Consider the following 14382-nt stretch of genomic DNA (forward strand, 5'->3'; position numbering starts at 1 on the left):
CGTCGCCAGGACCACAGCGGGCCTCAGTGGTCCACGGTTCCGTCATGCCACGCATCGACCCGTTGCGTTCTGCCAGGTCAGCCCCGCCCGCCCGAGCCCGGCGCCTGGGCATCCCCAGGTATTCGTCCCGCCTGTTCTGCCGAGTCCATACGCCCTGTCGGTCCTAGTGGGCCTGCTTGTCCTGGCGGCCCTGCAGGTCCATCGGTCCCGCCGGGCCCATAGGTCCGGCCGGTCCCACCCGGCCGCCCCGGCGCCCGGTGGCCCCGTATCGCGTGGTTCAGGAAAGCCATGGCGCCCGCGAGGCACAACCCGGCGACGACGAGCGGTATCACGGCGAACCACGGTGTCTCCCAGGCATCGCCCGCGTCGCCGAGATAGACGACACCGGCGAGGGTGAGGAAGCAGCCGGCGACGAGCTTGCCCGGCTTGAGCTCATGCCGCAGCACGGGCCACCTCCGCCTGCCCCAGACCGACCTCGAGGTCGATGGTGATCGTGCCGCCGTTGTCCGAGCCCTTCGCCGGGGACAGCGTCAGCTGATCGCTCTTGTCCGGTGCCACGTCCACGTCCTCCTTGTCGTCACCCGGCAACTGAATGTCACCGAGGCCCACTTCGATGTCGAGCCGCACGGTGACGTCCGGCGGAACCACCACCTTCACCTTGCCCGCGCCCACCTCCACGCTCGTGGCCAGCGTCTGCCCCTTCGGCACGTTCACCTTCGTCAGGTCCAGGGTGCCCACGCCCGTGCCCAGCTCGTACTGGTCGGCCACACTCGCCGTGTTCCGCGGTGTCCACGCCGTACGGACCCAGTCCGTGGTGATGTTCGTCGGGAGCGCCGCCGTGCACGCCAGGAGTCCCGCCGTGACCACGGCCAGGAAGATCGACCCTGCTCCCGTACGGCCCAGGAACGCGCTCGCCGCTATGCCCAGGCCGAACACGACGAGCGCGCAGGCCAGACCGGTCTGCAGGCTGGCGGTCGGCGCGCGGTCCTCCCATGTCGCGCCCGTGCCGAGGCCGCCGGCCAGCAGCGCGAGCAGGAAGACCCAGCCGCCTATCCAGCGCGGCGCGCGCGGCTTCGGCCCGCGTGCGGTGCGTATGTCCTGGTGGGTGGGGATGCCCCGGGCGATGTTGACCGCCGCGGCGATGTCCCGGTCGCGTGCCTCCCACGGCCCCCACAGATAGCCCGTGCCGCCCACATGCGTGCCGTCCTTGACTATCGGGTCGCGCCACCAGGAGGGGTAGGAGGCGGCCACGGGTGGCGCCTGGGCCTCCGGCGGGGCGTCGGCGACGGCCTGTGCGGCGAGGGGGTCCGGGTCGGGGGCGCCGCGCTGCTGCGACCAGTACCCCGCGCCGGCCAGGAGAAGGGAGACGACCACGGAGAAGGTCAGGGCTGTGTTGTTGCCCAGCATGGTGAGGAACACGCCGCAGCCGACCAGTGCGAAGAGCACGGCCGTCAGGGCATGGCCGTCGACCCGGGCTGTCAGCAGCTTGCGTACCTCGTTCTCCTCCTCGTCGTCGTACGGCACGAGCAGCCAGGCGAAGCCGTAGAAAATGAGGCCCAGGCCACCGGTCGCGGAGAGGACCACGAGCACGATCCGGAAGATCACCGGATCCATGTCGCACTGCCGCCCGAGTCCGGCACAGACCCCGCCCAGCATCTTGTACCGCCGGTCACGGCGGAACTTGTGCGGAGTGGGAGTGTCGGCCGGATCACCGGGAGCGGCATGAGGCGAGGCGTCGGCGGCGGCGGGTTGGTTCGTCGTATCGCCTGTGTCGCGGGCGTTGCCTCGGCCCGTCGCGTCGGCGGAATCGTACGAGTCGGCCCGCTCAGGCCCGCCGGCCGAACCGCCGGTGCCCCTCTTATCACCGCCCGTGCCCGTGCCCGTGCCCGTGCCCGTGCCCGTGCTCGCGTGTGCGTGTGCGCCCGCGCCTTCGTGCGCGCGCGGCCTCTTCGCCGTGCCCGGTGGGGGCACGGCGTCCTGCGGCTTGTCGGTCGGCCGCCGGTCGGGACCCGAGCTGGGGCCCGGCTCCGATGCCGCGTGCTGGTGATCCGTCATGCGTCCATCGTGACCGCCGAGCCGTTCCGATGGCAGTCGGGATGACCCTGGTCGAACCCTGATATCGGCACGGGGATGCGTTCGATCATGGCCCGGCCGAAGATCAGGGGCGTCTCGGGGGTCGACCCTGATGCCTCGATCCGCCGTGCGTGTGAACATCGATGGCATGCCGGAAGCCGCAGCACTGCCAGTCGACACTCCGCGGCCCCCGCGCAAGCTCTACCGCAGCAGCGACGGTCGCTGGCTCGGAGGCGTGGCGCGAGGGCTCGCCGGACATCTCGGCCTGCCCGTGACCTGGGTGCGGCTCGTCTTCGCCGGCCTGTTCATGGCGGACGGCCTGGGCGCGCTGGTGTACGCGGCGTTCTGGTTCTTCGTGCCGCTCGGCGTGGGCGGGGTCGACAGCCAGCGGCCCCCGGCCATCGCCGCCGAGACTTTGCCCGACGGCCGCCGCAGACTGGTGGCCCGCAAGCCGGACCGGGGCCAGATCGTCGCCCTTCTCCTCATGGTCGTCGTGGCCATGGTCTTCGTCGGCAATGTGAACCTCGGCGACGGCGCCAGAGCGTATCTCTGGCCCACGGTGCTCGTCGCGGCCGGCGTGGCCCTGGTCTGGCGACAGGCGGACAACGCCCGGCGAGCCCGCTGGGCCGAGGTCGGCCGCCGTCGGCGCACGATCACTCTGCTCCGCTCGGTGGGCGGAGTCCTGCTGGTCACCGCGGGTGCCTCCGGGATCTTCGTACTGCAGGGCTCCGCCGCCCACCTCGGCTCGGTGCTGCAGGCGGCACTCGCGGTCCTCGTCGGTATAACGCTGCTGGCGGGCCCGTACCTCGTCCGTATGACCCAGGACCTGTCCGAGGAGCGACTGATGCGCATCCGGGCCCAGGAGCGCGCGGAGGTCGCGGCCCACGTTCACGACTCGGTGCTGCACACACTGACGTTGATACAGCGCAACGCCGACAACCCGAACGAGGTCCGCCGCCTCGCCCGCGCCCAGGAGCGCGACCTGCGCACCTGGCTGTACAAACCCGAGGGCACCGGCAAGGACGAGGAGGACGAGCCCGACACCCTCGCCGAGGCCGTGCGGCGCAACGCGGCGGAGGTCGAGGACAAGCACGGCGTCCCGATAGAGGTGGTCGTGGTCGGCGACTGCCCTCTCGACGAGGGACTGACCGCGCAGATGCAGGCCGCGCGCGAGGCGATGGTGAACGCCGCCAAGTACGGTGGCGAGGGCGGCGCCGTACAGGTCTTCGCCGAAGTCGAGGGCAGGACGGTCTTCGTGTCCGTCCGTGACCGAGGCCCCGGCTTCGACCTCGATTCGATACCCGCCGACCGCATGGGCGTCAGAGAATCGATCATCGGCCGCATGGAGCGCAACGGCGGTACGGCACGGCTCCGCGCCGTACCGGACGGCGGCACGGAGGTCGAGTTGGAGATGGAGAGGGCGGAGACGACGTCATGAGCGACGCGAACCGGGCGAACGACCTTGCTGCACAGGGCGGTTCGGGCACGGAACCGACCGAGGGTCAGGGAGGCCCGGCCGCTCCGGGACCCGGGCAGGGACCTCGGCCGGCAGCCGCGCCGGGGACCGGATCCGCCGATGGCGAGCCCAACACGGCCGCTGCGTCCGGTGAGTCGGCGGGGACTGCGGGCTCCGGGCCCGGCCGGCATGTTCGGGTCGTGCTGGTTGACGATCACCGTATGTTCCGTACGGGAGTGCAGGCCGAGATCGGGCAGACGGACCGTACGGGCGTGGAGGTCGTCGGGGAGGCACCCGATGTCGACCAGGCGGTTTCGGTGATCACTAGCACACGGCCCGAGGTGGTGCTCCTCGATGTCCATCTGCCCGGTGGCGGTGGTGTCGAAGTGCTGCGCCGCTGCTCGGCGTTGATGACGGACACCGAGCAGCCCGTTCGGTTCCTCGCACTGTCCGTGTCGGACGCGGCGGAGGACGTCATCGGAGTGATCCGGGGCGGTGCGCGGGGGTATGTCACCAAGACGATCACCGGGTCCGACTTGGTGGACTCCATCTTCCGGGTCCAGGACGGCGACGCGGTCTTCTCCCCGCGACTGGCCGGCTTCGTCCTCGATGCCTTCGCCTCGACCGACGCCCCGCCCGTGGACGAAGACCTCGACCGTCTCACCCAGCGCGAGCGTGAGGTACTGCGTCTCATCGCCCGTGGCTATGCGTACAAGGAGATCGCCAAGCAGCTCTTCATCTCCGTGAAGACGGTGGAGTCCCATGTCTCCGCCGTACTGCGGAAGTTGCAGTTGTCCAACCGGCATGAGTTGACGAGGTGGGCGACGGCACGACGGCTGGTGTGAGCGTCATACGGGGGTGAGCTGGGGGCGACAGCCTCGCCCCTGGTGTGATGGCGCCCGGCTGGCACCTGGGGTGGCCCCGGGCGGCGCTCAGTTCGCAGCCGTTCGCTGCTCCGCCAAGCCGTTGAGGAGGGCCCGGAGGCCGAGTTCGAAGGTCTGGTCGGGGGTGGCGTTGTACTCGGTGGCGGCGGGGGAGTCCAGGCGGGTGCGGAGACGGGGGAAGGCCATGGCGACCTCGGCTGCCTTGGCCATGGTGTCCCGCATCAGCTCTTCGGGGTCGCCGCCGTCGCGGTTCAGACGGCGGGTGAGCGAGGCCGTGGCGGAGGCGCCCAGCGCGCTGCCGAGTACGAAGGTGAGGACGGCGGCGGCAGCGCGGTCCGCCTCGGGGCCGGTGAAGCCGCCCGCTTCGTAGACGGCGAGGCTGTGGTCGTCGTAGCGGGACTTGCCGGGGCCGTAGAAGAGGTAGGAGCCGAAGGCCTGGACGAGCCACGGGTGGCGGGTGAGCATCGTGTACAGGTCGGTGGCCAGGGAGGTGGCCGCGGTGTGCCAGTCGACCGTGGTGAGGTCGGGCAGGGGGATCTCGTCCCACACCGCGTCGCCGACGAGCAGGACCAGGTCGTCCTTGTTCTTGACGTGCCAGTAGACGGCTGTGGCGGCGGTGCCGAGCCGCTTGCCCAGGCTGCGCATGTTCAGACCCTCCAGACCCTCCTCGTCGAGCAGTTCGATGGCGGTCCGGATGATCTGTTCCCGGGTCAGCGTGTCGCGTGGCATGGCGTCACGATAGGGCACATGAAGGGGACTTGTACAAAGTGCAGGTGCCTGCCTGTACTTAGTTCAAGTCACCCCCCTCCCTGTACTTGCACTTAGTTCAGGTACTGCCCTACCTTCGAATTGCACTTAGTTCAAGGAGTGCTTCGGGCCCCACTTGAACTAAGTGCAACACCGGACGCCAGCCAGACAAGCCAAGGGAGTCGACCATGAACGTCTTCATCGCCGTACTGCAACTGCTCGTCGCCGCGGCCTTCGTGAGCATCCCGGTGGTGCGTCACCGCTATGGAGCCGCCGCGATGGCGGGCGCCGAGGCGGAACTGGAACGGCAGGGGGTGCGAAGGACGGCGCTGGCCGAGAACGGGATGAGGTTCGATGCCGGGGGCCATGAGACGGCGGCTCCCGTCTCGGTCGCCGTGATCATGACGACCCTGGCCGGGCTCAACCTTGCGGACAGCTCCTGGGCGGGGACCCTGACCTGGATCTTCCAGTCGCTCGTCCTGCTCGGCAACTGCGTGATCCTCTACAGCCAGTTGACCGCGGAGCAGTCGGTGCGGTCCGCCTTCGCACGCAAGGGCGACCCGATGCTGGCGCGTGTCGACGTCAAGGCGCTGCTCAAGGCGGCCGGGGTCGGCTTCCCCGCCTGGGTCTGGACTCTGCAGAACGTGCGCCACGCGGTGGTGTTCGGAGCCTCCGCCCTCGCGCTGCTGACGCTCGTCGTCGCATGACGGCACCCCCTACCGGTTCCCCCTCACCCTGACCGGTCCCTGCCACCCCTCAATCCGACCACTCCCCGACACCCGCCGGAGGTTCATCATGCCGATCGCCGTTCTCATCGCCGCCACGCTGCAACTCCTGCTCGCGGTGACGTTTCTCGTCATCCCCGTCGCCGTATGGAAGACCGGAGGTGCGGCTCAGCGGGCGGCCGAAGCGGAGGTCGTACGGCAGGGGCGGCCGCCCGAGGTTCTCGCTCGGCACGGGATCAGGTTCAAGGAGGAGGTGTGGGAGTATGCGCTGGCGCTCGGCATCGCCGCGACGCTGACGGTGCTGGGGTCGCTCAACCTCGCGGGGATCGGGGCCGGCCGGGTGCTGTCGTGGGTCCTCGAACCGGTCGTGCTGGTCGGGGTGGGGCTCGTGACCGCCGGACAGGTGTTCGCGGCGCGATACACCGAGGCCGCGTTCAGGAAGTCCGACGACGCTGCCGTACGGGACCTGGACGGACGGGCCGTGATCGACGCGGCGAGCGCCGGATTCCCGTCCTGGCTGCGGCCGTTGGTGCAGGTGCGCTGTGCGCTGGCGACGCTGGGCTCGCTCCTCGTCATCGTTCTGCTGTCGACACCGGCGGCCGGGACGCACTTCGGCTAGGCCCGGTCAGGAACTCGGGTTCAGGCCACCCGCGTGGCCCCCGCGAAGGGCATCTCGTCCAGGGGGGCCACGCGGACCGGAGCGGAGGGGTTCGGGGCGTGGATCATCTTGCCGTTGCCGACGTAGATGCCCACGTGGCTGATGCCGGAGTAGAAGAAGACCAGGTCGCCGGGGCGGAGTGCGGAGCGGGCGACGCGGCGGCCGGCGTTGATCTGGGAGTAGGTCGTGCGAGGGAGCGAGACACCGGCGGAGTGGAACGCGGCCTGGGTCAGTCCCGAGCAGTCGAAGGCGTTGGGGCCGGTGGCGCCCCAGACGTAGGGGCTGCCGAGCTTGGAGTAGGCGTAGGAGATGGCCGCGGCGGCACGGGAGTTGGGGGCGTCGGCGGTGGCGGAGGCGGGCGAGACCGGGCCGGTGAGGCCGCGCTGGGACGAGGCGGAGGAGCGCGAGGCGCGGCCCGTGCCGCCGCCCCCGGTGTCGAGCCGGGCCCGGTCCCCGGTGGTGAGCCGGTCGAGCAGTTGTCGCGCCTCGGTCAGCTTCGAGGTGACGGACTTCTTGTGGCGCTTCAGCTCCGTCTGCCGGGTCTTGAGCGTGCCCAGTTCGACGCGGGCGGCCCCGCGCAGCCGTTCGATCTCCTGCAACTGCTGCCGTACGCTCGCCACGTCCGCCGCCTGCCTGCTGCCGACCCGCTCGGCGAGGGCGGCGCTGTCCAGGTACTGGTCCGGATCGCCGGAGAGCGCCAGCTGCCACGCGGGATCCATGCCCCCGTTCCGGTACTGCTCCGCCGCCAGCGAACCCAGTTCGTCCCGCGCCGAGTTGAGCTGGTCCGTGCGGCGGGCCGCCTGGTCGCGCAGCTTGTCCAGGTTCTCCTGCGCCTTGTCGGCCTTCTCCTTCGCGCCGTTGTACTTCTCGGTGGAGACCTCGGCCTCCTCGTACAGCTTGTTCACCTTCGCCTTGACCTGGTCCGGCGTGAGCTGTGGATCGGCGTGCCCGATGCCGTCGAACCCGGTCGCCGTCGCCGCGCTCGCGAGGGCGAAGGTCGCGGCGGTGCGGAACGTATGACCGCCGAGCGAGCGCTGTCTGGGCTTGCGGTGCGCTGCCACGTGGACTCCATGTCCTCTCGTACGACTCGTACGACCGCCGTCCGTACGTCCGTGCGCACGGACCGCCTGGGGGAGCGGTTACGCGTCCGGCGGCGGCCCGCACAGGGGGGGAGTGGGACGCCGCCGGACCTTCTCGGCGGTGGTGTCCGACTGCCGCCCCTGGCCCGGGCGGCGGTGGGAAGCCGGTCACCTGGTGGAGGACGCTAAGCCCGGCCGTGTCCGCCTGGTAACGCTTTGTGTGGAAGTGGCGTGCATCGACCGTGACCTGACCATATGTGACCGTGATCCAGCCTTGGTGTCGCCGACTTCACGCTCCGTGATGACCGATGCGGCGATTTCCAGCCGGATAGGGGTGAAGTGGTGCTACGGAGCGCATATATGCAAGATCATCGGGCATGATCGGGGGTGCTGCTTACGCTGTGCAGCGCCCGCCCCCGGTGCCCGGCGGAACCCCGTCCTCTCATTAGGCTCCGCCCATGGACGTACTCATCCATCTCTTCGTCGCCCTCCACATCATCGGCATCGCCGCCCTCCTCGGTGGCTTCCTCACCCAGATGAAGGCGCTGGGTCAGGGCCTGGCCCGCTTCGTCCCCGCGATGCTCCACGGCGCCCTCACCATGCTGATCACCGGCGCCGTCCTCGTCGGCCTCAACCAGGCCGACGACCAGCCTGTCAACAACATCAAGATCGGCGTGAAGCTGGCCCTGCTGGTCGTGATCCTGGGGCTGGTGTACGTGAAGCGGGACGAGGAGACGGTGGAGAAGCCTCTCTTCGGTCTGGTCGGCCTGCTGACGACCGCGAACATCTTCATCGCGGTGCTCTGGACGTGAGGCCCTGAGGTCTTTTTGGGGCCTACGCCGGCCGCACCACGCTGTGGATCGACGACTCCCCGTCGTAGAACACCGACTCTTCCCGCACATACGCCCCCGGCTTCGGCGCGTGGATCATCATGCCGTTGCCGATGTAGAGGCCGACGTGGCCGATGTTGTCGTAGAAGAAGATCAGGTCGCCGGGCCTGGCGCCCGCGAGGGAGACGGTGGTGCCGGCGGTGACCTGGTCGTAGGTGGTGCGGGGGAGGTCGACACCGGCGGCCTTCCAGGCGGCCTGGGTGAGGCCGGAGCAGTCGTAGGAGCCGGGGCCGGTGGCGCCCCAGACGTACGGCTTGCCGATCTGCGCGCGGGCGAAGGTGAGGGCCTTGGCGGCCTTCGAGGCGTACGTCGAGTCCTCGACCGTCGTGGTCGTACTCGGGGACGTGGACGTGTTCGTCTCGGTGGTCGTGGCGGTGGAGGTCTCCTGCTGGGCCTCCTGCGTCTGCTGGGACGCCTGGGCCGCCGCCTGCTGACGCGCCAGTTCCTCTGCCTTGCGGTCGGCCTCCTCCTGCTCGCGCTGCTCGATCGCGGCGAGCCGGGCCTTCTCCTCGGCGGTCAGCCGGGACAGCAGTTCACGGGCCTCGGCGAGCTTCGCCTGGACCTTGGCCTTGTTGGACTTGAGGGTGTTCTGCGACTCGGTGAGCTGTTCGAGGCTTTCGGTCGCCTTCTGGCGCTGCTCGGTCGCCTCGGCCTGCTGCGTGATGTAGTCGTCGACGGCGCCCTTCTGGCGGTCCGTCAGCCGGTCCATCAGCTGGTTCTGGTCGAAGTAGTCCTGCGGGTTGTCCGCCAGGAGCAGCGACGCCGCGTCGGGGGAGGCCGCGCCCGTGCGGTACTGGGCGGCCGCGAACGAACCCAGCTGTTCCCGCGCCTCGTTGAGCTTCTCCGTGCGCTGGGCGACATCGTCGAGGAGGGTGTCGACCTCCTTCTTCTGCTGGGTCGCCTTCTCCCTGGCCGAGTTGTAGTTCTCGGTCGCTGTCTCCGCGCCGCGGTAGAGGGCGTCTACCTTCTTCTCGACCTCCTCCAGACTCGGCTTGTCGTCGGTCGAGGGGGCGGCGTTGGCCGACTGGGAGAGCAGGGCCACTGAGGTGAGGGCGGCCGTGGCGAGGGCCGGGGTGCGTATGCCCGCGCGCGTTCGGGGCGGACGCGGCTTGCGGTGCGGCGCCATGGTTCGGCGTCTCCTTCCGTTGTCCGCCTACCGAGTTAGCTGTCGGGTTCGGGCGCGTGCTTCGGAAGGTTTGCCCTACGACCCTTGCCGCGCACGGCAGTCGGGTCGATTCACCCCAGAGGTCGGTGGGTCCCCGGCTCCGGCTGCCAGGAGAGGCGTACCGGACTCGGCGGAGGCCGTGCGGCCCGGCGACGTTCGCCGGTTGGGTCGTACGGCCCAGCAAAACGCTAGCCAACTCGTGTGGTCCGTGTGAAGGTTGATGTTCGATATGCCCGATACGTTTTCGTGACCTTAGCCTCTCGGACGCGATAGGCGCTACGATCGATCGCTTACCGTTGTGAGGCGAGTGCGGTGGGTCACGGGTGCCGACTTTCCGGGGCGGGCCCTCGTTGTCGGTGGGGGCGCCTAGACTCGGAGAGCGATGAGCAGCCTCTTTGACGACAGCTTCCTGGCGGACCTCCAGGCCCCGCGCGGCCACCACGAGGAACCCCCGCCGCCGCCCGAGGACGAACACGCTCCGGAGCCGGTTCCGGACGATCTGTTCGGCGGGAAGTTCGACGTGCCGCCGGACCGGGACGCCTACTACCGCGACGGCGCCCCCCGCCCCGCCATCGACCCGGCGGCGCCCCTGGACGGGCTGAACGAGAACCAGCGTGCGGCCGTCGTGCACGCCGGTTCCCCGCTGCTCATCGTGGCCGGCGCCGGCTCCGGCAAGACCCGTGTGCTCACCCACCGCATCGCCCACCTGCTCGGCGAGCGGCACGTCCACCCGGGCCAGATCCTCGCGATCACCTTCACCAACAAGGCCGCCGGCGAGATGAAGGAGCGCGTCGAGCAGCTCGTCGGCCCGCGCGCCAACGCGATGTGGGTGATGACCTTCCACAGCGCGTGCGTCCGCATCCTGCGCCGCGAGAGCAAGAAGCTCGGCTTCACGTCGTCCTTCTCGATCTACGACGCCGCCGACAGTAAGCGCCTCATGGCTCTCGTCTGCCGTGACCTGGACCTCGACCCCAAGCGCTTCCCGCCCAAGTCCTTCAGCGCCAAGATCTCGAACCTCAAGAACGAGCTGATCGACGAGGAGGACTTCGCCGCCCAGGCCTCCGACGGCTTCGAGAAGACCCTCGCCCAGGCCTACGTGCTCTACCAGTCCCGCCTCCGCGATGCCAACGCGCTCGACTTCGACGACCTGATCATGACGACGGTCAATCTGCTGCGCGCCTTCCCGGACGTCGCCGAGCACTACCGCCGCCGCTTCCGCCACGTCCTCGTCGACGAGTATCAGGACACCAACCATGCCCAGTACGCCCTGGTCAGAGAGCTGGTCGGCACCTCCGAGCACCCCGACCCCGTCGATGGATCGCCCGCCGAGTGGGACGTACCGCCCGCCGAGCTCTGCGTCGTCGGTGACGCCGACCAGTCGATCTACGCCTTCCGCGGCGCGACGATCCGCAACATCCTCCAGTTCGAGGAGGACTACCCGGACGCGACGACGATCCTGCTGGAGCAGAACTACCGCTCCACGCAGACGATCCTCTCCGCGGCCAACGCGGTCATCGAGCGCAACGAGTCCCGCCGCCCCAAGAACCTGTGGACCAACGCGGGCGCGGGTGCGCAGATCACCGGCTACGTCGCCGACACCGAGCACGACGAGGCCCAGTTCGTCGCCGACGAGATAGACCGGCTGACGGACGCGGGCGAGGCGAAGGCGGGTGACGTCGCCGTCTTCTACCGTACGAACGCCCAGTCCCGTGTCTTCGAAGAGGTCTTCATCCGCGTCGGCCTGCCCTACAAGGTCGTCGGCGGCGTCCGCTTCTACGAGCGCAAGGAGGTCCGGGACGTTCTCGCGTATCTGCGTGTCCTGGCCAACCCGGAGGACTCGGTTCCGCTGCGCCGCATCCTCAATGTGCCCAAGCGCGGCATCGGGGAGCGTGCCGAGGCGATGATCGACGCCCTCTCCCAGCGGGAGAAGATCAGCTTCCCGCAGGCACTGAAGCGCGTCGACGAGGCGTACGGCATGGCGGCCCGCTCGACGAACGCCGTCAAGCGGTTCAACGTGCTGATGGAGGAGCTCCGGACCATCGTCGAGTCCGGTGCCGGTCCCGCGACGGTCCTGGAAGCGGTCCTCGAACGCACCGGCTACCTCGCCGAGTTGCAGGCCTCCACCGATCCGCAGGACGAGACCCGCATCGAGAACCTCCAGGAACTCGCCGCCGTCGCCCTGGAGTTCGAGCAGGAGTCGGGGGCCGCTGAAGGGGAGGGCGAGGCGGCGGGTACGACATCCGCCGGGCTCTCCGACTTCCTGGAGCGGGTGGCCCTGGTCGCCGACTCCGACCAGATCCCCGACGAGGACGAGGACGGCTCGGGCGTCATCACGCTCATGACCCTCCACACCGCCAAGGGCCTGGAGTTCCCGGTCGTCTTCCTGACCGGCATGGAGGACGGCGTGTTCCCGCACATGCGTGCCCTCGGCCAGACCAAGGAGCTGGAGGAGGAGCGCCGCCTCGCGTACGTCGGCATCACCCGCGCGCGTGAACGGCTCTACCTCACCCGGTCCACGCTCCGCAGCGCCTGGGGCCAGCCCTCCTACAATCCGCCGTCCCGTTTCCTGGAGGAGATCCCGGCCACCCATCTGGAGTGGAAGCGGACGGGAGCCTCCGCGCCGGTGTCCTCGGGCCCGGCCGCCGGAATCGCGTCCTCGCTGTCGTCGTCCCGCTCCCGTTCCTCGGCCTCGGGCGCGTCCGGCTTCGCGACCCGCCGCACCAACGAGAAGCCGGTGGTCTCCCTGGCCGTCGGCGACCGCGTCACCCATGACCAGTTCGGCCTCGGTACGGTCGTCGCCATCAAGGGCACGGGCGGGAACGCGGAGGCGACGATCGACTTCGGCGACGCGAAGCCGAAGCGGCTGCTGCTGCGGTACGCGCCGGTGGAGAAGCTCTAGACACGAGTCGGGCCCCTGCCGCGGCTTCCGTTGGCAGGGGCCCAACTCATCTCATCTTCGTGTCTGTTACGTCAGGTTACGACGGGTCCAGCCCATGGCTCCGCAGCCACGACAGCGGGTCTATGGCGGAGCCGCCGGCGGGGTGCACCTCGAAGTGCAGGTGCGGGCCGGTCGAGTTGCCCGAGTTGCCGGAGTAGGCGATGGTGTCGCCGGCCTTGACGGTCGTACCGGAGGCGACCTTGTACGTGGAGAGGTGGCAGTACCAGGTCTCGGTGCCGTCCTTGGCGGTCACGATGACCATGTTGCCGTAGGCGGCGTTCCACTGCGTCCGTACGGTGCCGTCCGTCGCGGCCAGCACCGGCGTACCGTACGAGACGGGGAAGTCGATACCGGTGTGCAGGGACATCCAGTTGATGCCGGACTGCCCGTAGTACGCGCTGAGCCCGTGCTGCGAGACCGGCAGCGCGAACTTCGGGCGCAGCCGCTCCTTACGGGCCGCCTCGGCCGCCGCCTTCTTCTGCTCCAGCTCCTGCTGGGCCTTGAGGTCGATGCGCTCCTGGGTGCGGCTCGCCCGGTCGGCGAAGTCGTCGGCCTCGGCGGTGAGACTTTCGAGCTGGGTGTCGAGCTTGTTGTTGGCCGTGGACGGCTGCACCGGGGCGGCGTCCGACTTGGTGGCCGCCGTCGTCTCCGTATCGTCCCCGCCGATGCTGACGGTGGCCGCCGCGATCCCGGCGACCCCCATGACACAGGCCGACGGAACGGCCACGGTCAGCAGGGCGGAACGTTTGGCCGGAGCGCGCCGCCGCGAACGCGAGGCCGCGCGGGTGGCCGCCCGCCCGGGGCTCGCGCTCCTGGCGTCGGGGGCCGGGGTGACCTCCTCCTCGCCGTCGAGGAGCACGGCACGGTCCGCACCGTCGTCCTCGAGACCGTTGGCCTCGAACTCGCCGTCCGCGGAGAGGGTTTGGCCCTGGTCGTACGAGGTGATCTGCTCGAAAGTCGCGGTCGCCTGCTGGGCGAAGTCCACGGCCTCGGCCGAGGGACGCTCGTGGGCGTCGTACGACTCGGGGGCGCCGCCGTTGTGGTCGTACGACTCGGAGGTGGTGCCGTCGCCGTGGTCGTCGGCGGTGGACCGGTCGCCGTCGCTGTTCCACTGCGTGGCGTCGAACACGCCTGTCGCGAAGTGCTGGACGCCGACCCACTGCTGGGTCTGGTCGGCGCCCAACTGGTCCGCTTGGTCGAGCTGTTCCGCCCGCAGCCAGCCGCTCGCGTCCCACTGGCCGCTGGAATCGGGGCCCGTGGACTGCGCCGGCACCTGCGCGAGGTGCTCGTAACCGGCCGGCCAGGACGTCGTGTCGTAGCTGCCCGTGTCGAGCGCGGCCTGGTGCTGCGCGGCGTACGGGTCGTAGTTCAGCGTCTGGTGGCTGCCCGTCGACCACGCCGAGGCGTCGTAGGAACCGGTACCGGCGTCGTTGCCCGGCATGTCGCCGAAGAGGGGGTCGGTCGCGAAGGTGGCGGTCGCGTGCGCGCCGGCGCCGGAGTCGAAACCGGACTCAAAACCCGTGGCGGTGTAGTCGCCGTACGTGGTGAAGTCGCCGAGAGTGGCTCCCTGGTGGCCGTACGACGCGTAATGCGCGGCGTCGGCATCGGAAGCCGGAGCCGGGGATGTTGCGGTCCCCGACGGGTGACGATCGTTCACCAACTTCTCTTTCGCCTCGACGACAGGGGCTGGCAGAGCAGTGCGGTGACTGTACCCGGCGGTACGCGGGCGCGACAATCTTCAACGGGTTTCGCGGCCGCAGGAAACGG

Annotated in this window: 11 protein-coding genes and 1 riboswitch; of the genes, 6 read left to right on the plus strand and 5 right to left on the minus strand. The window is 69.8% G+C overall.

All coding sequences use genetic code 11. The features are described from left to right. Positions 1–432 precede the first annotated feature (432 nt). Positions 433–2055 carry a PspC domain-containing protein gene (locus F3T56_RS28440; RefSeq protein WP_149828235.1) on the minus strand — a complete coding sequence of 541 codons (1623 nt, stop codon included), beginning with the start codon at positions 2053–2055 and terminating at the stop codon, positions 433–435. A gap of 166 nt (positions 2056–2221) precedes the next feature. On the opposite strand from F3T56_RS28440, the gene F3T56_RS28445 reads away from it, so the two are divergent. Continuing rightward, on the plus strand, positions 2222–3511 hold the full coding sequence (locus F3T56_RS28445) for an ATP-binding protein (RefSeq protein ID WP_149828236.1): 1290 nt from the start codon (positions 2222–2224) through the stop codon (positions 3509–3511). Next, positions 3508–4374 carry a LuxR C-terminal-related transcriptional regulator gene (locus F3T56_RS28450; RefSeq protein WP_149828237.1) on the plus strand — a complete coding sequence of 289 codons (867 nt, stop codon included), beginning with the start codon at positions 3508–3510 and terminating at the stop codon, positions 4372–4374. Before F3T56_RS28445 ends, F3T56_RS28450 begins: the two co-directional genes overlap by 4 nt. A gap of 87 nt (positions 4375–4461) precedes the next feature. Here the strand turns inward: F3T56_RS28450 and F3T56_RS28455 are convergent, their stop codons facing one another. Continuing rightward, on the minus strand, positions 4462–5142 hold the full coding sequence (locus F3T56_RS28455) for a TetR/AcrR family transcriptional regulator C-terminal domain-containing protein (RefSeq protein ID WP_149828238.1): 681 nt from the start codon (positions 5140–5142) through the stop codon (positions 4462–4464). Positions 5143–5348: 206 nt separating this feature from the next. Here F3T56_RS28455 and F3T56_RS28460 point away from each other — a divergent pair, with 206 nt between their 5' ends. Next, positions 5349–5867: a hypothetical protein gene (locus F3T56_RS28460; RefSeq protein WP_149828239.1), complete on the plus strand. Its 519-nt coding sequence runs from the start codon at positions 5349–5351 to the stop codon at positions 5865–5867. Between the two features lie 88 nt (positions 5868–5955). Then, positions 5956–6504 carry a hypothetical protein gene (locus F3T56_RS28465; RefSeq protein ID WP_149828240.1) on the plus strand — a complete coding sequence of 183 codons (549 nt, stop codon included), beginning with the start codon at positions 5956–5958 and terminating at the stop codon, positions 6502–6504. A 20-nt stretch (positions 6505–6524) separates the two neighbouring features. On the opposite strand, the gene F3T56_RS28470 is transcribed toward F3T56_RS28465, so the two are convergent. Beyond that, entirely contained in the window at positions 6525–7604 is a 1080-nt protein-coding gene (locus tag F3T56_RS28470; RefSeq protein WP_149828241.1) for a C40 family peptidase, read from the minus strand. 476 nt (positions 7605–8080) lie between these two features. Here F3T56_RS28470 and F3T56_RS28475 point away from each other — a divergent pair, with 476 nt between their 5' ends. After that, complete coding sequence (locus tag F3T56_RS28475) at positions 8081–8434, plus strand: hypothetical protein (RefSeq protein WP_149828242.1); 354 nt, start codon at positions 8081–8083, stop codon at positions 8432–8434. Positions 8435–8456: 22 nt separating this feature from the next. Here F3T56_RS28475 and F3T56_RS28480 read toward each other — a convergent pair whose 3' ends face one another. Continuing rightward, positions 8457–9638 carry a C40 family peptidase gene (locus F3T56_RS28480; protein WP_149828243.1) on the minus strand — a complete coding sequence of 394 codons (1182 nt, stop codon included), beginning with the start codon at positions 9636–9638 and terminating at the stop codon, positions 8457–8459. A gap of 9 nt (positions 9639–9647) precedes the next feature. Next, a riboswitch (cyclic di-AMP (ydaO/yuaA leader) is annotated at positions 9648–9806 on the minus strand. 253 nt (positions 9807–10059) lie between these two features. Between F3T56_RS28480 and pcrA the strand changes: the two genes are divergently transcribed. Next, positions 10060–12576 (plus strand): DNA helicase PcrA, encoded by a 2517-nt coding sequence (gene pcrA / locus F3T56_RS28485; protein ID WP_149828244.1) that lies wholly within the window; start codon positions 10060–10062, stop codon positions 12574–12576. Between the two features lie 76 nt (positions 12577–12652). On the opposite strand, the gene F3T56_RS28490 is transcribed toward pcrA, so the two are convergent. Continuing rightward, positions 12653–14272, minus strand: coding sequence for a M23 family metallopeptidase (locus F3T56_RS28490; RefSeq protein WP_246203960.1), 1620 nt, complete (start codon positions 14270–14272; stop codon positions 12653–12655). Positions 14273–14382 lie beyond the last annotated feature (110 nt).

Source organism: Streptomyces tailanensis (assembly GCF_008386495.1).
GTDB lineage: Bacteria > Actinomycetota > Actinomycetes > Streptomycetales > Streptomycetaceae > Streptomyces > Streptomyces tailanensis.

Excerpts from the sequence above, each read along its gene's own strand:
- F3T56_RS28455 (WP_149828238.1), bottom strand. The coding sequence starts at position 5,142 with ATGCCACGCGACACGCTGACCCGGGAACAGATCATCCGGACCGCCATC.
- F3T56_RS28465 (WP_149828240.1), top strand. The coding sequence starts at position 5,956 with ATGCCGATCGCCGTTCTCATCGCCGCCACGCTGCAACTCCTGCTCGCG.
- F3T56_RS28460 (WP_149828239.1), top strand. The coding sequence starts at position 5,349 with ATGAACGTCTTCATCGCCGTACTGCAACTGCTCGTCGCCGCGGCCTTC.
- F3T56_RS28440 (WP_149828235.1), bottom strand. The coding sequence starts at position 2,055 with ATGACGGATCACCAGCACGCGGCATCGGAGCCGGGCCCCAGCTCGGGT.
- F3T56_RS28450 (WP_149828237.1), top strand. The coding sequence starts at position 3,508 with ATGAGCGACGCGAACCGGGCGAACGACCTTGCTGCACAGGGCGGTTCG.
- F3T56_RS28475 (WP_149828242.1), top strand. The coding sequence starts at position 8,081 with ATGGACGTACTCATCCATCTCTTCGTCGCCCTCCACATCATCGGCATC.
- F3T56_RS28480 (WP_149828243.1), bottom strand. The coding sequence starts at position 9,638 with ATGGCGCCGCACCGCAAGCCGCGTCCGCCCCGAACGCGCGCGGGCATA.
- pcrA (WP_149828244.1), top strand. The coding sequence starts at position 10,060 with ATGAGCAGCCTCTTTGACGACAGCTTCCTGGCGGACCTCCAGGCCCCG.
- F3T56_RS28445 (WP_149828236.1), top strand. The coding sequence starts at position 2,222 with ATGCCGGAAGCCGCAGCACTGCCAGTCGACACTCCGCGGCCCCCGCGC.